This window comes from Micromonospora parva (assembly GCF_040649675.1).
Classification (GTDB): Bacteria; Actinomycetota; Actinomycetes; order Mycobacteriales; family Micromonosporaceae; genus Micromonospora; species Micromonospora parva.
This window is the reverse complement of the sequence record NZ_JBEZFX010000019.1, coordinates 1-20841: the sequence shown is the minus strand read 5'-3', so window position 1 is coordinate 20841 and position 20841 is coordinate 1. Positions and strand designations below refer to the sequence as shown.

The 20841-nt window shown below is 69.4% G+C and carries 16 protein-coding genes and 1 tRNA gene; 5 read left to right on the top strand and 12 right to left on the bottom strand.

What is annotated here, in order from left to right; genetic code table 11:
• Positions 1-37: 37 nt before the first annotated feature.
• The 3 genes from AB0C03_RS32390 (at position 38) to AB0C03_RS31340 (ending at position 1844) form a co-directional block, all read left to right on the top strand.
• On the top strand, positions 38-535 hold the full coding sequence (locus tag AB0C03_RS32390; protein WP_030329275.1) for a helix-turn-helix domain-containing protein: 498 nt from the start codon (positions 38-40) through the stop codon (positions 533-535).
• A 137-nt stretch (positions 536-672) separates the two neighbouring features.
• Positions 673-1272: a ClpP family protease gene (locus AB0C03_RS31345; RefSeq protein ID WP_030329277.1), complete on the top strand. Its 600-nt coding sequence runs from the start codon at positions 673-675 to the stop codon at positions 1270-1272.
• 191 nt (positions 1273-1463) lie between these two features.
• Positions 1464-1844 carry a VOC family protein gene (locus AB0C03_RS31340; RefSeq protein WP_030329280.1) on the top strand — a complete coding sequence of 127 codons (381 nt, stop codon included), beginning with the start codon at positions 1464-1466 and terminating at the stop codon, positions 1842-1844.
• 68 nt (positions 1845-1912) lie between these two features.
• Here AB0C03_RS31340 and AB0C03_RS31335 read toward each other — a convergent pair.
• Positions 1913-1988 (bottom strand) — tRNA-Arg (locus AB0C03_RS31335).
• A gap of 337 nt (positions 1989-2325) precedes the next feature.
• On the opposite strand from AB0C03_RS31335, the gene AB0C03_RS31330 reads away from it, so the two are divergent.
• Positions 2326-3048: a YdcF family protein gene (locus AB0C03_RS31330; protein ID WP_051708200.1), complete on the top strand. Its 723-nt coding sequence runs from the start codon at positions 2326-2328 to the stop codon at positions 3046-3048.
• Positions 3049-3084: 36 nt separating this feature from the next.
• Here AB0C03_RS31330 and AB0C03_RS31325 read toward each other — a convergent pair whose 3' ends face one another.
• The 11 genes from AB0C03_RS31325 to AB0C03_RS31275 all read right to left on the bottom strand — a co-directional run bounded on the left by AB0C03_RS31325 (position 3085) and on the right by AB0C03_RS31275 (position 17823).
• A complete protein-coding gene (locus AB0C03_RS31325) occupies positions 3085-3735 on the bottom strand; it encodes a CGNR zinc finger domain-containing protein (protein WP_051708201.1) in 651 nt (216 codons plus the stop codon).
• 168 nt (positions 3736-3903) lie between these two features.
• On the bottom strand, positions 3904-4911 hold the full coding sequence (locus tag AB0C03_RS31320) for an aldo/keto reductase (protein WP_030329286.1): 1008 nt from the start codon (positions 4909-4911) through the stop codon (positions 3904-3906).
• A gap of 288 nt (positions 4912-5199) precedes the next feature.
• Entirely contained in the window at positions 5200-6525 is a 1326-nt protein-coding gene (locus tag AB0C03_RS31315; RefSeq protein WP_209444497.1) for a UDP-glucose dehydrogenase family protein, read from the bottom strand.
• Positions 6526-6533: 8 nt separating this feature from the next.
• Positions 6534-7493, bottom strand: a complete 960-nt coding sequence (locus AB0C03_RS31310; RefSeq protein ID WP_435823387.1) for a GDP-mannose 4,6-dehydratase — start codon at positions 7491-7493, stop codon at positions 6534-6536.
• 195 nt (positions 7494-7688) lie between these two features.
• Positions 7689-10769, bottom strand: coding sequence for an AfsR/SARP family transcriptional regulator (locus AB0C03_RS31305; RefSeq protein WP_256443292.1), 3081 nt, complete (start codon positions 10767-10769; stop codon positions 7689-7691).
• Positions 10770-11272: 503 nt separating this feature from the next.
• Positions 11273-11605: a hydroxyisourate hydrolase gene (locus AB0C03_RS31300; RefSeq protein ID WP_167337272.1), complete on the bottom strand. Its 333-nt coding sequence runs from the start codon at positions 11603-11605 to the stop codon at positions 11273-11275.
• A 317-nt stretch (positions 11606-11922) separates the two neighbouring features.
• Positions 11923-12270 carry a type II toxin-antitoxin system RatA family toxin gene (locus AB0C03_RS31295; RefSeq protein ID WP_051708203.1) on the bottom strand — a complete coding sequence of 116 codons (348 nt, stop codon included), beginning with the start codon at positions 12268-12270 and terminating at the stop codon, positions 11923-11925.
• A complete protein-coding gene (locus AB0C03_RS31290) occupies positions 12267-13820 on the bottom strand; it encodes an aldehyde dehydrogenase family protein (protein ID WP_030329299.1) in 1554 nt (517 codons plus the stop codon). The genes AB0C03_RS31295 and AB0C03_RS31290 overlap by 4 nt, the downstream gene beginning before the upstream one ends.
• The gene (locus AB0C03_RS31285; protein WP_030329301.1) at positions 13817-14968 is read right to left on the bottom strand and encodes an acyl-CoA dehydrogenase family protein; all 1152 of its coding nucleotides are present in this window, start codon (positions 14966-14968) and stop codon (positions 13817-13819) included. Before AB0C03_RS31285 ends, AB0C03_RS31290 begins: the two co-directional genes overlap by 4 nt.
• Positions 14968-16608: an AMP-binding protein gene (locus AB0C03_RS31280; RefSeq protein WP_357640836.1), complete on the bottom strand. Its 1641-nt coding sequence runs from the start codon at positions 16606-16608 to the stop codon at positions 14968-14970. The genes AB0C03_RS31285 and AB0C03_RS31280 overlap by 1 nt, the downstream gene beginning before the upstream one ends.
• A gap of 15 nt (positions 16609-16623) precedes the next feature.
• Positions 16624-17823, bottom strand: coding sequence for a glycosyltransferase (locus tag AB0C03_RS31275; protein ID WP_030329305.1), 1200 nt, complete (start codon positions 17821-17823; stop codon positions 16624-16626).
• 255 nt (positions 17824-18078) lie between these two features.
• On the opposite strand from AB0C03_RS31275, the gene AB0C03_RS31270 reads away from it, so the two are divergent.
• Complete coding sequence (locus AB0C03_RS31270; protein ID WP_156057343.1) at positions 18079-20697, top strand: LuxR family transcriptional regulator; 2619 nt, start codon at positions 18079-18081, stop codon at positions 20695-20697.
• The last annotated feature ends 144 nt before the right edge of the window (positions 20698-20841 follow it).

Below are 20841 nucleotides of genomic sequence, written 5' to 3'. Positions count from 1 at the left end.
GGTGTTCCCGGACGACGACCGCGAGAGTGAGGCCCGCATGTCGTTACTGCGACGAGTGATCGGTGGGGTGTTGCGCCGCCACCGCCAGCGTCAGGGCCGCACACTGCGCGAGGTGGCCGCGTCGGCCGACGTCTCAGTGCCCTACCTCTCAGAGGTCGAGCGGGGCCGCAAAGAGGCCTCGTCGGAGGTGCTGGCGGCGATCTGCCGAGCGCTCGGCATCAGCCTCGCCGACCTGCTCGGCGAGGCCCGCGACGACATGCGCCGAGTCGAGCCCCGCCTCCCGGCCGCGCCGCGCGCCGCGCTCACCCACCTGGAACGGGTCGATGCGACCCGGCGGGAGATCGGCAACGCCACCCTGCTGGTGGGTCCCCGTGTCAGTGGGTTCGTCCTGCACCGCGAGCCGATGGCGAGCGATCCGACCCTCAGCGTTCCCGAAAAAGCGTCAGCTGGTGGCTTCCGCCCCGGTCCGCGTACCCCCGCCCTGGCCGACGACGCGCGGACCCGGCTGGGCCTGCGGCAGCTGACCGCCGCGTAGGCCGCGCGGGTTCTGCCGTCGGCGGATCTGCCGCCGGCAGAATCACTGGGTCAGCCACCGCCGTCGTGCCCACGCTGAAGGGGCCGGTCCACCGGGCGGTCACCACCGCCCGCCGGCACCGTGGGAGGCGACGGCACATGATGAGGTACGGCGTACAGATGCTGGATGGTGGGCAACCGACCTTTGGTGATCACGTGTTCGAGCGGCTGCTGCGGGAGCGGATCGTCTTCCTCGGCACCGAGGTGACGGAGGAGTCGGCCAACCAGATCTGCGCGCAGATCCTGCTGCTCGCCGCCGAGGACGCCGACCGGGACATCTACCTCTACATCAACTCGCCGGGCGGTTCGGTGAGCGCGGGAATGGCGGTCTACGACACGATGCGCTACGTCCGCAACGACGTGGCGACGCTGGCGCTCGGGTTCGCCGGGTCGATGGGGCAGTTCCTGCTCTGTGCGGGCGCGGCCGGCAAGCGGTACGCGCTGCCGCACTCACGGATCATGATGCACCAGCCGTCCGGCGGGATGGGCGGAACCGCCTCGGACATCACCATCCAGGCGGAGAACATGCTGCACGTGAAGCGGACGATGCAGGAGCTGATCTCCCAGCACAGTGGACGCACGCTCGACGAGATCCAGCGCGACTGGGACCGGGACCGTTGGTTCACCGCCCAGCAGGCCCGGGAGTACGGCCTCATCGACCACGTGATCACCCGAGCCGAACAACTGCCGACGCTCTGATCGAGAGGACCTGCCCCGACAGGATTCGACCTGGGCCCGCGCCTGGCCACCCGGCCAGGCGAAGCCCCGGAACCAGTTCGAGCCCGCCCACCTCAGCCGGTACGATCGCGATCTTGTTCGTACTGCAGGGAGCCCGTGAGATCCTCGTGCGGCCGCCCCGGCAACTCCCATGCTGAGAGTAGGTGTCGTCAATGGCATGCCGTATCGGTGAGATCGTGCTCAAGTGCCGCGACCTCGACGTGCTGGCGCGGTTCTGGTCCGAGGTCCTGGACTTCGTCGAACTCGATCGCGAAGAGGGCGTCTACATCGAGATAGGCCCGCGCGAAGGGTTCGGCGGCCCGCAGCCGACGATCTTCCTCATCCGCAACGACGATCCGAAGAGCGGGCACGCCCGGCTGCACATCGACGTCAACCCCACCGACCGCGACCAGGCCGCCGAGCTTGAGCGCCTCCTGGCCGTCGGGGCCGTACCCGTCGACATCGGTCAGCCGGCCGATGCCTCGTGGCACGTGCTCGCCGATCCGGAGGGCAACGAGTTCTGCCTGCTCCGTAGCCGCCTCGACCCACTCTGACGGCGCTCGCCCACGCTGCGCCACCCGGCGAGCGCCGACAAGCTCACCAAGAGGATCTACGTTTCGCCTGGTGCCCCCGGCAGGATTCGAACCTGCGACACACGGTTTAGGAAACCGATGCTCTATCCCCTGAGCTACGGGGGCGCGAGGGCCAAGTCTAGCGACCTGGGGGGTCACCTGGGGTGGCAGGGAGTGGCAGACGTTCACCCACCTCGCCCGGGCCCCTGTTTGCCCAGCCCAGCACCACATCCTGAGCACGCGAACCCTGACCTCGCCACCGGGGGCGGTCGGCTGCGGTGCCCGCCTGTGGCGGTGCCGACGATGACCGTTCCCCGCCCCGTGTCCGCTCACCCCGCTGGGTGCGGGTTCGACGCGGCCAGTGCGGATGTCGGCGGCCAGCACCACCTACGTGTTGAAATGGATCTACTCAATACCGAGTAGAGTCCATGGTTCGAACTACAGGATGAGGCCGAGGGATTTGATGAGCCCGAGCAGCACGACTCCTCGGATCGCAAGGGAAGACGACCTCGCGGGCTTCACGGCCGGCCAGTTCCTGGCCGTGACGAAAGCCCTCACGATGATTCTGGCTCTCCCGCCGTCAGCCGCCGATCACGTCGATGCGCTCGTCATCGCCAGTGGCCAGGGCGAGGAATGGCGCTTCACCCACGCGATCCGCAGCTGGGAGACGAACCTCGATCTCCGCTACCTCCTGGTGGCCAACGGCAACCCGACCGAGAAGACCTACGTCGACATCACACTCGGTTACCTGCGCAGCCTCGGCCTCCGTCGCGTCGGTGGAGTTCACGTCCAGGCCGAGCCGGCTCCCAACACCGCCCTCCAGGCCGCGTGGATCGTCAACCAGGTCAAGGCCCACGGCATCACGAGCCTGGCGCTCGCCGTCTCTCCCTACCACCTGCCCCGCGCCTACCTCACGCTCCTCAAAGCGTTCACCGAGTCAGGCGTTCGCCTTCCCATCATTCCGGTGCCGGTGGCGGTGCCCCCGGACCGGCTGGTCCCGGAAACCGGAGCCACCGCCTACGACCTCGTGCCCGGGGAGGTGAAGCGCATGCTGACGTACGCGGACCAGGGGTGGATCGCGACGCTTGAGGAGCTGCAGCAGTATCTGCAGTGGCTGTGGAGTCATCACGAGCCGCTTCTCCGTGGGGGCTCGCGACGGTCTGTCGAGGATGGCGTGTCGGCCTGACATCCACCGGGGCGCCCGGTGCAGCAGGCCGCCAGCCTACGAGCGTGGGGGTCGGGCGGCGCGGCGACGCTCGGTGAGCCGTCGCGCCTTCACCGCGTTGCCGCAGTCGGCCATCCGGCACCAGCGGCGGGAACCGTTGCGGCTCTGATCGAGGAACAGCCAGCCACAGCCACCTTCGAGCACCGGGCAGCGGCGCACCCGGGTCAGGTCGGCTGTCAGCATGACGTCGAAGGCGGCCTCGGCGATCCGGTCGGGCACCAACATGGCCGGCACCGTGCCGTACGCCAGCCGCACCCGTGACGGTTCGAGCACGAATCGCGCTCGGGCGGCCGCGCCGGACCAGCGCTGGTGCAGGGCGACGAGTGCGGCACCGGCCGCGATGGGGTCACCCGGCGTACCACCGTCCGGGTCGATGATCGCCGCAAGCAGCACGAGGTGCAGCCCTTCGCGGATGTCTCGCACGGCGGTCAACCCGGCGTGCGCCGCCGCGGGCTCGTCGCGCCACGCCTGAGCAACCTGGTCAGCCTCCGCGTCGCTGATCAGGCCCACCCGACCCGACCAGCGCAGCAAGGCGGAGCTGTCGGACAGGAAGTCGTGCGGCGACTCGCCCCCTCGCTCGAGTGTGTTGACCAGATCGAGCACAGGGTGCCCGCCGACCAACGGCAGCTGACACACGTCGAGTGGCATGCCGACAAGGCTACCACCTAAACCGTCGAAGGAGGTTATGCTGCGGCTCGGCCCGGGGCCGGTGACGGCGGCGAGACCCCCGCCGTCATCCGGTCGGACCGCAGCGGGCGGCGCAGGCGATCGGCACATGACCAGTGCGGTGAGCGGACGCCTACGCCACTGCCCCGATCACGCGGCATGGGCGCCGGCGGTGTCGAGCCGCTCGACGTGTGCCGCGTCGAGCTTGACGTCGATCGCCGACATGGCAGCCGCGTACTGGTCGAGGGTGCGCGGCCCGATCAGCGGCACGATGCTCGGCGACGTCTGGTGCATCAGCCACGCGAGCACCAACTGGTTGGGCTTGACCCCCAGCTCGGCGGCGAGCGCGGTGAGAGCCGTGAGGCGCGCCTCGGCATCCGGGCCCTGGTACGGATCCATGATGTCGTGGTTTCGCCGCTTCGCCGGATCGTCGTAGACCCCCTTGAGGATCGGCGAGTACGCGACCAACGTCAGGTCGTCGTGCGTCCGCAGGTAGTCGAGCTGCTCGTCGTCGACGATGGACTTGTGGTCGAGCCCGGCGCGGCGACGGAGGTAGCTGTGTTGTTGCTGCACCGCTACCGGCGCGGGCCAACCATGGCGGTCACAGAGCTGCCGGATGCGTTCCAGTCGCCAGGTGCGCACGTTGCTCCAGCCGATGTACCGCGCCTTGCCGGCGCTGACGATCTCCGCCAGGGCGGCCAGCGTCTCCTCCAGCGGCGTCGACCGGTCGTCGACGTGCACGTAGAACAGGTCGACGTGGTCGGTGCCGAGCCGCCGCAGGCTGTCGTCGATGCCCCGGCGTACGGTGTCGGCGCCGGCACCCTCGAAACGGGCCTGGACCTCTTCCCACGTCTTGCCACGCGCCTCTTCCGGATCGGCCAACCGCGCACCGCACTTGGTGGCGAGAAAGACCTTGTCGCGTCGACCGCCGCGGGCGAGCCAGCGGCCTATCAACTCCTCACTCTCGCCACCGGTGTTGCCCGGTGACGGCCACCACGCATAGCAGTTGGCGGTGTCGACGAAATTGCCCCCGGCATCGAGATAACGGTCCAGCATCTCCACCGACGACGCCTCGTCGGTGAGCGTTCCCATCAGCATGCACCCGAGAGCAATCTGACTGACCTGCTCACCCGTACGCCCCAATTCCACAGTCCTCATGGCGGGAAAGCTATATGTTCGGGCGTCCTCCACGTCAACCCGTTGCGCTACTCGAAAAGCGCGCCGGTCATACGCCTCCGTGGAACGGAAAAAGGGCGAGCTGCACCGCTGCCGGAGCCTGAGATTGGCCGATGCTCGCATACTGACGCATCGTGGTAGCCACCGGCGGCTACCACGATGACTCGGGTCAACGGCGTCCGCGCCAATGGCGCGGTGGGACATGCCGACGGCGACGGGTTCCTGGTTCAGCAACTCGACGCCGTCAGGCACGTCCGTGACGCGGCACCGTCAGTTCTGCAGTGCGGGGCGGCCAGGCGCGACGTACTGCCACCCGGCCTGCTGCCACTCCTCGGCGTTGAGCAGGTGCCGCCCGTCCACGATGTTGCGGCTCTTGACCTCCTTGCCCAGCACCCGTGGGTCGAGGGTGGCGAACTCCTGCCAGTCGGTCAACAGGGCCACCGCGTCGGCGCCGCGGGCCGCGTCCAGCGGGCTGGTGGTGTAGGTCAGGTGGGGGAAGGCACGCCGCGCGTTCCCCATCGCCCGCGGGTCGTAGACAGCGGCGACACCGCCCTCACGGCTGATCAACTCAGCCACGTACAGCGCGGGCGAGTCGCGGATGTCGTCGGTGTTGGGCTTGAAGGCTGCGCCGAGCACCGCCACCCGCCGTCCGCTGAACCCGCCGCCGCACTGCTTGCGGAGCAACTCCACCACCCGGTCGCGGCACCGCAGGTTCACCGCGTCGACCTCGGCCAGGAAGGCCAGGGCGTGGCCGACGCCGAGGTCGTGGGCGCGGGCCCGGAAGGCCCGGATGTCCTTCGAGATGCAGCCGCCGCCGAAGCCGAGGCCGGCCTTGAGGAACTGCTCGCCGATACGCGGGTCGCGTCCGAGCGCTTCGGCGACGACTGTGACGTCGGCGCCGCTCGCGTCGCAGAACTCGGCGATCGCGTTGATGAAGGAGATCTTCGTGGCCATGAAGGAGTTGGCGGCGGTCTTGATGACTTCGGCGGTGGGCAGATCGGCCACCACCACCGGGACGCCCGCCTCGATCAGCGGCGCGTAGACCTCGCGGAGCACCGCCTCGGCGGACGTGTCGGCCACGCCGAGCACGAGGCGGTCCGGGCGCAGGGTGTCGGCCACCGCCGTGCCCTCGCGCAGGAACTCCGGGTTCCAGGCGACCGCCACCTTCTCGCGGTCGGGCGCCAGAACGCGGAGCATCTCGGCCAGGTGAGCCGCGGTGCCGACCGGCACTGTGGACTTGCCGACGACCAGGCACCCGTCCGCCAGCGACGGTGCCAGACCCTCGATGGCCGCGTGCAGGTGGCTGAGGTCGGCTGCGCTGGTGTCACTGCGCTGCGGCGTGCCCACGCAGATGAAGTGCACGTCGGCGCTCGCGGCGTCCTCGTACGCGGTGCTGAACCGCAGACGCCCCTCGGCGAGATTGCGGGTGATCAGCTCGTCCAGCCCAGGCTCGAAGAACGGCACTCGGCCGTCCGCCAGCGCGGCGATCTTTTCCGGGTCGATGTCAATCCCGATGACCTGGTGCCCCAACTCGGCCATACCGGCGGCGTGTGTGACACCGAGATACCCGCAGCCCAGCACGGAGATCGTAAGCACTGTGCCTCCTAATTCCAGTCCGCTGATGGTTTGCTGGCGGCCGCTGCCGTCCGCCGTAGGCCTTCTTTGAGGGCGACCTGTGGCCGCCAGCCCAGTTCCCGCTCGGCTCGAGTGATGTCGGGGCAGCGCTGCCGAGGGTCGTCCTCGTCGGCCTCGATGAACTTCAGCGGTGACCGGCTGCCCGTCACCTCGAGGATCATCTGAGCCAGGTCACGGATGGTGACCTCGTGGACGTTGCCGATGTTCACCGGTTGCCCGTAGTCGCTCTCCGCGATCGCCAACAGGCCTCGCGCGGTGTCCTCGGCGTAGCAGGGCGAACGCGTCTGGTTGCCGTCGCCGTGGATCGTCAGGGGGACGCCGTCGAGGGCCTGGGCGATGAAGCCGGAGATCACCCGACCGTCCGGGCGCATCCGCGGGCCGTAGCTGTTGAAGATGCGCGCGATACCCACGCTCACGTCGTGCTTCTTGCCGTAGGCAGTGGTGAATGCCTCGGCGAACCGCTTCGCCTCGTCGTAGACGGATCGCGCGCCGATCGGGTTGACGTTGCCCCAGTACTCTTCGTCCTGCGGATGCTTCAGCGGGTCGCCGTACACCTCCGAGGTGGAGGCCAGCACGAAGCGGGCTCCGCATCGGTGGGCGATGCGCAGCGCGTTGTGGGTGCCGTAGCTACCGACGAGCATGGTCTCGATCGGCAGCCGATAGAATTCGGGAATCGACGCCGGCGACGCCAGGTGCATCACCAGGTCGACCGATCCCGGCGTGTCGAATTCCTCGGAGACATCCGCCTCCACGAGCGTGAAACCCGGTCGGCTCATCAGGTGCTCGATATAGCTACGGTGCCCGGTGGAGAAATTGTCGACGCCAATCACCTCCACGCCGGCGAAGAGGAGCTGCTCGCAGACGTACGAGCCGAGAAATCCTCCACCGCCGGTCACCAAGGCTCGTCGGAATCTGCTGGATTGCGACACGGGAACCTCCAATCCCTGTCGAAAGTGGGTTGGACCTCGGCTACGCGGAGCCTTATCGCACCGCCGCGTCAATGCTGCGACGGCTGAGCCCACTCTCCGGTGGGATGAACGTACTGTCGGCCGGGTACTCTGCACGCGGCTCGACCAGCACTCAACGGGCCCGCACGCCTACCGTTGCGACGGACTGGCGCTACCTCAGACAGCGGGCGGAAGAACAGCTTGTTCGCGCACGTCGTGCCGGCCGGCCGCCTCGTCGCGAATCTGCCCGAGTAGCTCGTCGGCCTCCAGGCGACCCAGCAGTGCGTGGAACTGGTCGAAGATCCCGAGCGCCTGGGAGGCCCACTCCAGTGCGGAGGAGTAGTCCCGTCGAGCCCGGTGCACCCGCGCGAGCGCCAGGCAGAATCGCGCGGTGGCGAGCCGGTCGCCGTTTCGGCGGGCGATCGCGTACCCGTGGTTCAGTGTCACCGCCGCCTGGTGATGCTGGTGCTGCCGCAGTTTCACGAGACCGAGCCCATGCAGCACGTGCGCCTCGCCTGCCCGGTCGTGGCCGCCGCGTACCAGCTTCAGGGCCTTGGTCAGCTCTTCCTCGGCCCGGGTCAGGTCACCGTCCTCGAAGTGCAGTTCACCCAGCCGATGCAGCACCATCGCCTGGACACGGGTGCTGTTGACCTCGGTCACCTTCCGCAGCGCCTCAGCCAGCAGCTCGGCGGCGGAGCCGCGCTCGCTCCATTCCAGCTTGATGCGCGCCATGCCGCTGAGGATGTGCGCGGTGCCCGCCGCGTCCCCGAGCGGATGCAACGCGGCAAGTGCCTCGCTGTAGCGCGCCCACGCTTGATCGAGGTCACCGTGCACCCGGTCGAGGAAGGCCAGGTGCCGCAGGGCGAGGGCGCGGCCGCGCGCCTCGCCGATCTCGTCAAACACCTCAAGCGCCTGGGTCAGCCGGGCGCGCGCGTCGTCGAAGCGCTGCTCGACGATGTCCACCGCGCCCAGCGAGTACAGCATCGCGGCAGTGCCGAGTCGGTCGTCAGCCTGCCGCGCGGTGAGCAGGGCGATTTCGTGCGTCGCTCGCCAGTCGTCGAGGTAGCTGCCGGTCTCGAAGAGCGCCACCATGGTGATCGCCAGGTCCCAGCAGTAGTCGGGAGCACCGGCCTGGGATGCCTGACCCACCGCGGCCACCGCGGCGGCTCGTTCGTTCTCGAACCACATCAGCGGATCGCGCAGGAGGTCGTGGACGAGGTGTCGTGGCAGACTCCAACGCTCCGCCCTGCTGTGAATCACGGTGTAGTCGCCGCCGTACAGGATGCGGTGCGCCTCGTCGGCGAGGAAGAGCCACGCACCGAGGAGACGCCGAGCGGCCTCCAGCCGGACCGGCGCGGTCTCCTCGGCCGCGAGCCGCTCACGGGCGTAGACCCGAACCAGGTCGTGCAGCCGGTAGCGGGTATCGACGCCGAATCCACCCACGACCTCCAGCAGCTGCGCGTCCACCAGCGCGTCGAGCGTGTCGGACGCGGTGGCCACGTCGATGTCGAGCAGCGGCGCCGCGGTCCAGCTCGGGAAGTCGTGGGTCTCGAGCAGGCCGAGCCGCCGCAACAGCCGTTGCGCCTGCTCGTCGAGGCCCTCGTAGCTGATCGCGATGTTGGTTCGCACATCCAGGCCGCCGTGCGCCAGCTCGTCCAGACGCCGGCCCTCGTCCTCAAGTCGCTCGGTCAGCTGCGCCATCCGCCAGTGCGGACGGGCGATCAGCCTCGCGGCCGCGATCCGCAGCGCCAGCGGCAACCGACCGCACAGCTCGACCAGGCGTAGGGCCTCGCGCGGTTCGGCGGAGGCCCGTTCGGAGCCGACCATCCGGGTCAGCAGTTCGACGGCGTCGCGCTGTTCGAGTGCGCTCACCTCGACGAGCCGGGAGCCGGGGATGCCGGCCAGGCGGCGCCGACTGGTCACGATCACACCGCAGCTGGGGCTGCCCGGCAGGAGCGGGTAGACCTGTCGCTCGTCGACGACGTCGTCCAGGACGATCAGCACCCGGGACGCGGCGATCTGGCTCCGAAAGGTCGCCGCGCGCGCCTCAAGCCCTTCGGGTATCGAGGACCCGGGCATGCCGAGCGCGCGGAGAAAACCGTCGAGGATCTGGGAAACACCGCCGCTGTGTGACCGCTCCGGACCCAACCGGGTGAACAGCAGCCCGTCCGAGAATTCGCCGGCCAACTCGTGGGCCAGGTGCACGGCGAGGGTCGTCTTTCCCGCACCCCCGCGGCCGGTGATGGTCAGGACCGGCACGGAGTCGTGGTCGGAATGACCGCTGCCATAGCGCAAGAAGTCGCCCAACTCGGTCACGAGCTCCCCGTACCCGGTGAAGTCAGGTATGTCGGCCGGAGCCATTCGGGGCACCGGGGGCGCCGGCTCGATCGGATTCGGCCATTCCTGCTCCACTGCCGGGCCGGGCTCGAGGTCTCCGTTGAGGATGGCCCGCTCCAACAGCCGGAGCGGCTCACTCGGCTCCAACCCGAGGTCGTCGATCGAGGCCTGCCGCGCCGACCGGTATGCCGCCAGCGCCTCCGCCTGCCGGCCGGCCCGGTAGAGCGCGGTGATCAGCTGTTGCCACAGCCGTTCCCGCAGCGGGTGCTCGGTGACGAGCGCCATCAGTTCGTCAATGGTCTCGCGATGCCGGCCGAGGTGCAGCTCCAGTTCGAGGCAGTCCTCGACGACGGCGAGCCGTCGCTCGGCGATCCGGGTTGCCGCCGCCTCGACCAGCCGGCTGTCCACACCGCTGAGCGGAGCCCCGCGGTACAGCGCCAGGGCCTGCCGAAAACCCGACGCGGCATCTTCCAGCCGTTGCTCCCGCAGCGCCGTGCGGGCTTCGCTCAGAAGGTCGTTGAAGATGTGCAGGTCCAGCTCACCCTCGGCGATTCTGATCTGGTAGCCGGCCGGGTTGGTGACGATCCGATCGTCGAGACCGGTGCCTCGGAGCGCACGTCGTACCGCCGATATACAGATCTGAATCTGACTTTTGGCTGTCGATGGCGGCGATTCCTCCCATACCGCCTCGATAAGCCGGCCGAGCGGGACCACATTATTGGCCTCCAGTAGCAGCATGGCGAGCACTGTCTGCTGCCGGGAGGCGGTGATGCTTGCGTTCACAACGTGCAAAGGTCCAAGTATGCGGAAAACCTGCAAATTTCCTCCCCGTCGACAAGCTTCCTCCCCGTCGACAACGACACATCGCCAGCCCAACGGCACCCCCCGGAGCCGGCCGGATGATCGTTTGACGCCCCGCATAGGAGAACGTTTTACATGGTAGCGAAGCATGCAGGCGGGCACCAGGCGAGATTCGGGATCGCCGATGTTTCAGAGCGTCTATGAGATGACGTGTTGGCCAGGCGCAGGTGAACGTACGACACGGTGATTCGACGGGTCATGCGGGCCGTACCAGCCCGACGGGCGTGGCGTCAACGTGCACCCGATGGCGCGCGCAGTTCCGAGCGAGCAGACGACGGCGGGCGCGTCACGCCGGGGCTCGCTCGGCGATCGTGAGTGGGGCGGCGAAGTCCCGCGAGGCCGAGGGCTCGCGGCCGCCAAGCTTTTCTCGGGGTCGCCGCCGCCGCTCTCCCTCGCAACCGGGACGGCGGGTCAGCGCGCGGAAAACGCCCCGGTCGACGCTGATCCAGCACCGTCGGGCCCAGGGGCAACCATGCGGCGCAGACACCGCGCCATCCCGCCGGCGGCGCCAGACCACGCACACCATCCACTGATGACCCGCTCAGCCCGCTCCCGCCGGCGCGTTATGCACGTTCTCCGTAGACGGCGAAACCCGCAGCGTTGAGGTATACGGCCATCCGCAGGTCGAGCTCGATCTCGCGTACCTGGATGGACACCGAGAAGTCGCGGTATTCCGCGACAGTCCCGAGGCCGGCGAAGTAACTGGAGGGATCGAACGTGAGCTGATGGGCGCCGCGCTTCACCTGAAGCTCCTCCAGCGCCGGCAGTCGGCCGTCATTTGCCGTGAACCCGGACATCAATGGTGCCCAGCCTCGATCATCGCGGCTGTGCAGCCGCACCAGCACGCCCGGGACAGGTCGGCCCGACGCGCCATCAATAATGCGAACACCAATCATTTGACATCCAAGTCCCTCCATTTATGGCAGCGGCTCGCGTGAGCTTACAGCTGACCGCTTTCATCCCGCTATCAAGTCGGCAAGCGCTTTCGCCATCTTGCGCTAAGCGCATCGAGGACGGATCGACAGCCATCAGATATCAGGTCGACAGCGGACGCTGGTGGACTCGGTCCGTAGCCGAGATCGAAGGGGGAGCGAGATTATGAGCCGTGATACCAACTGGGGCTGACGACTTGGGCCGGGCGCCCACAACGAGAGGTGGTCCCTCGAGTCGGAAACCGATTCGAGGGACCACCTTCATGCTGCGCGGGACACGCCTAGAGGTCAGAGACCGCCCTCCGGACAGCCCTCGACAGCACCCGTTCGATCAGCGGGTCGAGGATCCGGTCATATATCGGCACCCCGACGTCGTACGTCAGCTCGAAGAGCACCTCACAGCCCTCCGCCGCGGGGATTGTCCGCCACACGCCGGACAGGCTGCGGAAATCGCCATCGGTCTGGGTGAACGAGATACGGCGCTCGCTCGGTGCCGGCTCGGACCGCTGCCGCCAGTGAATCGCCCCACCGCGGAACGGCACCGTCCACTCATCGTCGAACTGCCTGATCCGATCGAACGCGGCATCCGCCGACACCGCGCTTCCGGCTGTCACCCGAATCGTCCTCATGAGCCGCTCCTCAGTGAGACCGCCTGCAGATGCGTCGTCCGGATCATCATGTAGCTGGCTTCGCCGAAGACGCCGCCGGTGAGGCCGGTGCCGCCGTGCGAGGGCAGGTACGGAAAGAAGCCGGAGTGCGATTCGTCGTTCACCTTGATGACGCCGCCGTTGGTCACGCCACCCACGAAGCGCTCCACCACCGCTTCGTCAGCCGACCAGAACGAGTTGCGCAGGCCGTACGCGTTGGTGTTGACGAAGTCGAGCACATCCTCGAGCAGCGCGTCGTCACTGCGGCCCGGCTCGGGAACCACCACCGGTAGCAGCGGGAAGAACGTCTCGGCGCGGACCACCGACAGCTCGCGGCTGCGCGCCAGGCCGTCGACGCGCACCACAGTCGGTTCCAGGAAGTAGCCGGTGTCGGACGGTGACCCGTCCACCTCCAGCTGGCGTCCGCCGCACACCAGCTGGGCTCCACCGGCCAGTGCCTCCTCGAGCACCGCGAAGAAGCTCCGCTGGGCCAGGACCGGGGTGAGCTCCACGCCCTCGTCGTCGGGGTAGCCGGGTCGGATCTGCCCGGCGGCGACCCGGAGCCGGTCAAGCAGCTCGTCGGCGATCGCCGGATGCGCCACGACCTGGTTGGGCACGTTGCAGATCTGCCCCGAGGCGTTGAACGCCTCGGTCAGCGCGCGGACCGCCACATCGAGATCAGCATCCCGCCAGACCACTGCGCAGTCGTTGCCGGCCAGCTCCAGGATGGGCTTCTTGCCGGCGGCGATGCAGTCGTTCTGGAAGGCCAGCCCTTTCTCGCTGCCGCCGAAGTAGATGATGTCGTTGACGTGCGGGCTGGCCAGCCAGTCGTCGAGCATCGGCGGTCCGCACACGACGTTGACGGTGCCCGGTGGCGCACCCACCTCGTCGAGGGCCGGGGCGATGATCTCCCGGATCGCGTACATCACGCCCAGCGGCAGACTGCGCGGCGCCCGGATCACCACGGTGTTGCCGGAGAGCAGGGCGGCAGCGCCGTAGATGGCGTTCGAGTGCGGCGCGTTCTGCGGCGGCGCCACGCAGACGACCCCGTCCGGACGGCGGCGCACAACGATCCGCCTGCCGTCGTGTGAGAACTCGCGGTGCAGCAGCTCGGCGCACCACGAGAGGGTCTGCTCGCTGAAGATGTGCAGCAACCCGTCGATCTCGGCGTACGACGGGGTGCGCGGCCGCCCCTCGGCGACCATCAGCTCCACGAACTCCTCGCGGGTCGCGACGAGCCGCCGGCGGATCGCCTCGCCCAGACGCAGCCGGGTACGCAGCGGCGTCCTGCCCCACTCCGGCTGGGCGGCGGCCGCCGCGGCCAACGCCTGCTGGACGGTCTGCGGGTCGGCCAACGCGCATCGTCCGACAACGCGCGGGTCGTCCTCGGCACCGGACTCACCGGCCTCCAGCCGCCGCTTCAGGCTCAACGCACCGAAGGTGTCCTCCAGCGCCGCGCGCGCCGAGATGCCGTAGACGTGCCGGTCCGACTCGACGTCCTTGCCGGCCACATAGGACGGGAAGGTTCTCATGGCGCGTACTCCCGCCCGAGCAGTTCCCGTGCGACCACCAGCTTGGTGGCGTTGGCGGTGCCGTCGGCGAGCTGCGTGCCGATCAGGTCCCGGAGCCGCTGGGCGATCGGCTGCTCCTCGCTGTAACCGAAGTGACCGAGCGTCAGCAACGCCTGGTGCGTCGCCTCGACGGCCACCTTCGGCGCCCACCACTTGGCCATGTTCGCCGCCAGACGGTGCTCCAGCCCGGCGTCGTTGCGCCACAGCGCCTCGTACGCGACGAGCCGGGCCGCGTGCAGATAGGTGGCGCACTCCGCGAGCGGGAAGGCGATGCCCTGAAACTGGCCGAGCGGCTTCTCGAACGCCCGCCGGTGCTGAGCGTGCGAGATGGCGTCGTCCAGCGCGGCCTGTGCGACGCTGACCGCCATGAGCGCGATGAGCGCCCGCGAGTAGTCGAAGCCGCGCATGCCCTGGGCGAAGCCGAGTCCGGTTTCGCCGACCACGTCCGACACCTGGACCGGCAGGCCGTCGAAGACCAGAGTTGATCGGCCGCCGGACCGGCTGCCCAGGTCACGCAGGGTTGACCGCACGACGTGCTGGTCGTCCAACCGGGCGTAGAAGGCGGTGACCCCACGGGCACGTGGCGCGTCGCTGGTACGGGCAAAGATCATCCCGTGGGTGGCGTACGCCCCCAGCATGATCGAGGTCTTCTCGCCGACGAGCCGCCAGTCGTGCGGACCGTTCGGCTCGGCTCGCAGCTTGACGGCGGCCGCGTCGGTCCCGTGGCTGGGCTCGGTCATGCAGAACGCCACCACGGCGTCCCCGCGAGCGATCGCCGGCAGCCAGCGCGCGCGTTGCTCCGGGGTCCCGTTGGCGGTGATGATGCCGGCCACCAGGGCGGCGTTCAGCACCGGGTAGCACGCGGTGAGGTCGCCGCGGGCCAGCTCCTCCAGGGCGACGCCGGTGCTGACCGCGTCCAACCCCAGCCCGCCGTACTCGACCGGGACGCGCAGGGCGAACAGGCCCTCGGCGGCCAACTCGGGCAGCAGATCGGGGCGGAACTGTCCCTGCCTGTCGCTGTCCTGATAGAACGGCGTTATTCGCTTCTCGGTGAAGGTGCGCACCCGTTCGGCCAGCGCGCGCTGATCAGCAGTAAGAGAGAAATCCATCACGTCGCCTTCAATCGTTCCCGCAGAACGAACTTCTGGACCTTTCCCGACGGCGTCTTCGGCAGTTCGTCAACCGCACTGATCCGCTCCGGCCAATACGGCTTGGCCATGCCCAGCTCGGTGAGATGGGCACGCAATTCGTCGAGGGAGGGCGCCTCGCCGTCCGGCACGATGACCGCGCACGCCCGTTCCCCGAGCCGTGGGTCCGGATAACCGACGACGGCCGCCTCCCGGATCGCCGGGTGGCGCAGCAGCGCTGCCTCCACCTCGACCACTGGCACCTTCTCGGCTCCCCGGACGATGACGTCCTTCAGGCGGCCGACCATGCGGATGCCGCCGTGTCCGTCGTCGCGCGCCAGGTCGCCGGTGTCGAACCACCCGTCGGGTGTCAGCGACTGGCGGTACAGGTTCGGACGGCGGTAGTAGCCCAGGCACTGGTTGTCGCCCCGTACCTGGAGCCGCCCGACCTCACCCTTCTCGACAGGTCTGCCGGTCTTCTCGTCGACGATGCGGATCTCCATGCCGGGCACCGGTGTGCCGTCGCTCTCCGCGGCCCGCATCGGTGGGTCCTCCGGGCGGGTGACAGTGACGCAGCCGTTCTCCGTCATGCCCCAGACGGCGTAGACGCGGCAGCCGAGGACCTCCCGCGCCTCCTCCACGAGGACCGGTGGCACCGGCGCGCTGCCGGTGCCGAACGCCTTGAGGGCGCCGACGTCCCGCCCACTGCGTCGCTGCTCGTGGATCAGGTCGCTGAGGAACGTCGGCGCGCCGTAGAAGAACGTCACCCGCTCCGCCTCGAAGATCCGCAGCATCAGCGCCGGATCCCAGGTGTCCAGTTGCACCGCGCTCGCGCCCAGCAGCAGCGGCATGACGAAGTTCCAGGTGTATCCACCCTGCAGGGTGGTGGGCGAGCCCATCGCCGTCACCTCGTCGCTGGTCAGCCCCAGCACCTCGATCTGCCGTTGGTTGATCGCGTAGAGCGTCCGGTGACTGTGCATGACGCCCTTCGGCTCACCGGTGGTGCCGGAGGTGAACATGACCTGGGCCAGGTCGTCGGGGCCGGCTTCGCGGCCGTCCAGCTCACCGGGCGGCACGTCGTCTTCCCAGGCCCGGTTGAGCAGGTCGGCGTCGAAGTCGAGGGCACCCGGAGTGCTCGGCTCAGCGATGAGGACGCGATGGCGGAGGGAGGGCACCGCCGCCGCCACCTCCGCGCTCATCTCGTCGTACGAGAAGCCACGGTAGGAGGCCGCCCCCACGTACACCGGACTCTCGGTGAGCCGGGTCATGAATTCCAGCTCACGCCGACGCATGATCGGCGCCACCGGACCGGCGACGGCGCCGATCCGCGCGCAGGCGAGGGCGAGGGCGACGAGCTGCCACGAGTTGGGCAGTTGCAGCGTCACCACCTCGCCGCGGCGGACGCCGAGCTTCGCCAGCCCGGCCGCCAACCGCTCGACCGTCGCACCCAACTGTGCGTAGGTCAGCCGTTCGGTCGCCCGGCCGTCGGCGTGCCAGCAGATCACCGCCGACCGCTGCGGATGCCGGGCCACGGCCTCCCGGAGATGGTCGAGCATGGTCCTGTCGTCGTGCGGTCCGGCGGGTTGGAGTCGCCGGACCGCCGTACTTGTCTCTGTGGTCACGCCGTCCTCCGAACGTTAGACGCTGGCCGGGGCGAACTGGTCGAGCTGACCGATCGGCCGGGTCGGCTGCCAACTGCCCGGCACGAGGTGCGCGTTGATCAACTTGCCGTCACCGCGAAGCTCGGAGTAGGACGGGTGCCGCATGTGCAGCAGCGGCTCGTCGAAGGCGTCGTACGCCGCGTCGAAACCGAAGCGGTAGTTGAACTCGATGTCCTCGCCGCCCCAGCCCTGGAAGCGCTCGTCCATGCCGCCGGTCCGGTAGTACAGCTCGGCACGGGCGAAGAAGCACAGCCCCGGGCCACGGCGCAGCGTGAAGGCGCGCAGCCGCCGCGGGTCGGGCGCCGCCGCGCCGCCGTGCAGCCGCTCGCGGATCGCCCGCCAGGTGGCGGGGTAGTCCATCGCCACCATGTCCCGGTACGGCAGGTGCCCCATCGTGCCGGGTTCGCGCATGCGGTCGACGTTGCGCGCCAGGAAGTCACGGTCGGCCAGCACGTCGGCGTCCATGTGGCAGATGATCTCGGTGTCTCCGGGCGTGTTCGCGACGCCGACGTTCATCGCCCAGGACTTGTTGAACACCCCACTCTTGGGGGCGAAGATGTAGTTGTCGGCGAAGCGGCTGATCACGTCACGCCAGCGGGACTGCTCGTCACTCTCCACGACCGTCACCTGATACTGCTCGCGCGGCAACGACTGGTCACGCAGCGACCGCAGGCACGCCAGGAGGTTGCGCAGCCGCTCGCCGCCGCCCTCCAGCCGGCTGTGGAACGGGATCACCACGAGGACCTCCGGCGCGGCGCCGTCGGGCAGCCGCGGCCCCGGGTCGAACGCGGCCATCTCCTCCACCGTCACCGGGACGGCGTCGCTGGTGTAGTCCTCGTTCAGCACGTGGCCCAGACGCGAGTTGCACTCCGCACGCCAGCCCAGGTGCATGATGTTGTCGATGGCGGAGTCGCGGCCGTGCCGCTCCGCCAGCGCCGCGTGCAGCGCCCAGTACCGTCGGTGGTCCGTCGGGTCGGCCAGCAGGCTCTCACCCAGCGTGCGGATCGCGTCGGCCCCACACGTCCGGACCGCGTCGACGACCTTGTCCCGCCAGGGCCGGGAGATCTCCCAGTAGTAGAGGCCCGAGGCGGGTGCGTCGGGGTCGGCCGCGACGACGAGGTTGTCAGCGACGGCCTTCGCCAGTACGGCAGGATCGGTCGGCTTCAGATACGACATTATCGCCCCAATTCACGAGAGCTGATTCTGGTCGGGCTTGCCGGCAGTGGCGACGATACTGGGAAACCTCTGCGGGAAAGGCTTGCTCATCGCTACCGGGTTATCGCGACGAAGTACTCAACCGGTCCGGCTGCTCGATACACAGGGGCCGCATTCGGTACTCAGGAGCGCGCTGGCCTCGCGGTTCGTCGATAGGCCGCCCGGGTGATGGTTTGACGAAAGCCGATCGATAGCGACCAATAAGACAGTGGGGTGGTGGATTCCACCGAGGTAACGATCAGGGACCGCCTCCGAGATGTTTTCGCTGGCCGGCACTCAGAGCTGCGGCGCATCTGCGCAGCGACCGACCGGCGCGGATCCGCCGGCATCGCGTTGATCGGCCCGGAAGGCGTGGGCAAGAGCCGGCTGCAGACCGAGGCCGCCCACCGGGCGGACCCGGCGCGACACCACGTCATCCGGGCCGTCACCACCGTGGCGACCGCCAACGTCCCGTTCGGCGCGCTCGCCGAACACCTACCGTCCGGGCTGCTCCGCTCACCGTTCACGGGCGACGCGCTCCGGGTCGCGGCCGAGGCACTGCTCAAGCCGGCCGGCAAGCGCCGTCTGACGCTTCTCGTGGACGACGCTCCCCTGCTGGACGAGGCATCCGCCGCGCTGGCGGTGCAGCTCGCCCGGCGCGGCGAACTCTTCCTCCTCGCCGCGGTGCGTCCCGACCGGCGGCTGCCGCGCCCGATCGCGGACCTGTGGACCGACGGGCTGGCCGAGTGGATCGAGGTTGGCCCGCTCAGCCGCGACGACGTCCACCAGATCCTCGGTGAGGCGCTGTCCGGCCAGGTGGAAGGTGCTCTGGTTCAGCGGTTCTGGGAGGCCACCGCGGGCAACGCGTTGCTGGTACGCGAGCTGCTGACCGCTCAGTTGGAGGCGAACCGGCTGGTGACCGAGAACGGCATGTGGATGCTCCGTGGCCCGTTCGCCATCCCGTCCTGGCTCACCGGGCTGATCGACGAGCGGCTCGCGGCGGTGTCGCCGGAATGCCGTTCCGCCATGGAGCTGCTCGCCGTCACCGAGCCGATCGGCCCGAACGTGCTCGGCGAGCTGGTCTCCGCTGACGTGCTCGAAGCAGCGGAAGCGCACGGTCTCATCACTATCGAGCGAAGCGGTGGCCAGGACCTCGCCCGCCTGACGTACCCGATCTATGGAGATGTCCTGCGTGCCGTCACGCCGCGTCTGCGCGCGCGACGGTGGCTCGGTCAGTGCGCCAGCCTGATGGAGGCGAGCAGCCACGATCCGGTCGACCTCGCGCGGACCGTACGGTGGCAGCTGGCCTGTGGCCAGCGGCCGTCCCCGGAGAACACTGCGGTCGCCGCCAGGGCCGCACGGTCGGCACTGGATTTCGAGCTCGCCGGGCAGCTGGCCCAGCGCGAGCTGGCCGCCGGTCGGGGGACGGCGGTGATCGAACCGCTCGGCTACGGCCTGCTGTTCGCCGGCCGCCCGGCGGAAGCCGAGTCCGCGCTGTCCGGTCTCGGTCGGCTGGACTGCGACTTCGACCGGGCCCGGGTCGCCATGGTGCGCGCGTTCAACCTCTACTTCGGACTCGACCGGCAGGGGCCCGCCGAGGCGCTGCTGGCGGCGGCGGTCGACGAGGTCGTCGACCCGGTCGCCCGTCGGCGGCTGGTCGCCCGGCAGGCGCTGCTGCGTGCTCTCTCGGACGCCCCGAAGGATGCCCTGGAGTTCGCCGCCGGGGCGCCGGACGAGCCGGAAGCCCAGGTGGCCGCCGGCCTGGCCATGGTCTTCTCCGGCCGCCCACACGAGGGACTCGACCTGCTGGCCGGCGAGTGGCCGGACGAGGCACCGTGGCTCTCCGTTCTCGCCGACCTGGGCACCGTCCACGGCATGCTGTGGACCGCGCAGTTCGCCGATGCGGAGGAGCGGGCCCGCATCAGCTACGAACGGGCGCTCGCCAACCGGTGGCAGTTCGCGACCCTGGTGTCGTGCCTGCTGCGCGGCCTGGTCGCCCGGATGCGGGGGCAGCTGCGGGACCAGGCGTCCTGGTGCCGTGAGGGCATCTCGATCGCCCGTGAGCAGAGGTCGAACAACATGCTGGCGGTGTTGCTGGGGCTGCTCGCGCACAGCTACGCGCTGACCGGCGAACCCGACGCCGCGGCCAGCACGTTGGCCGAGGCCGACCGCTTGGACGGGGTGTCCCTGCGGCTGCTGAGCCCCTGGACGGAACTCAACCGCGCCTGGGTCATCGGCGCCCGGCACGGCGACGCCGCCGCGCACGCGCAGTGGACCGCGCGACTGGCCCGGGACCGGGGTTCGGCAGGTTTCGAGACGCTGGCCCTGCACGACGCGGCGCGCCTGGGCGCTCCGCGACCAGCCGCCGACCGGCTGCGGACGCTCGCGGGCCAGTCCGGGCGACTCCTCGGGAAGTCCTACGCCCTGCACGCCCGGGCGATGGCGGAGGGCGACGCGGCGGCGCTCGCGAAGGCCTCCGCCGACTTCGCCGAAATGGGTAGCCCGCTGCTGGCCGCGGAGGCCGCCGCCGAGGAGTCCGAGCGGCACCGGTCCGATGGCCGCCTGGCCATGGCGTCCACCGCCGCCGCCCGCGCCCTCATGTTCATGCGCCACTGCGACGAGATCCCCCGCTCGCCCGCGTTGTCAGCGCTGGCGCCGCCACGCCTCACGCCCCGCGAGGGTGAGATCGCCGAGCTCGCCGCCGGAGGGCTGTCCAGCCGCGAGATCGCCCGAACCCTCGTGCTGTCGGTGCGGACGGTGGAGAACCACCTGCACCGGGTCTACCGCAAGCTCGGCATCACCAACCGGGGGGAGCTCGGCGCGCTGAGCGTGCTGCTCACCCGGCCGCAGACCTGAGACTGAGCCGCCGCTCAGGTGACCGGAGCCGGTCGCGGTCCGAGCCCGCGGCCGTCCCCACCAGAGGTTTCCTGGTGGCCGATGGTCGACCAGGTCGATGAGCTGGCGGACCACGGTGTCCGGTTCGATCACCCGGTCGAAGAC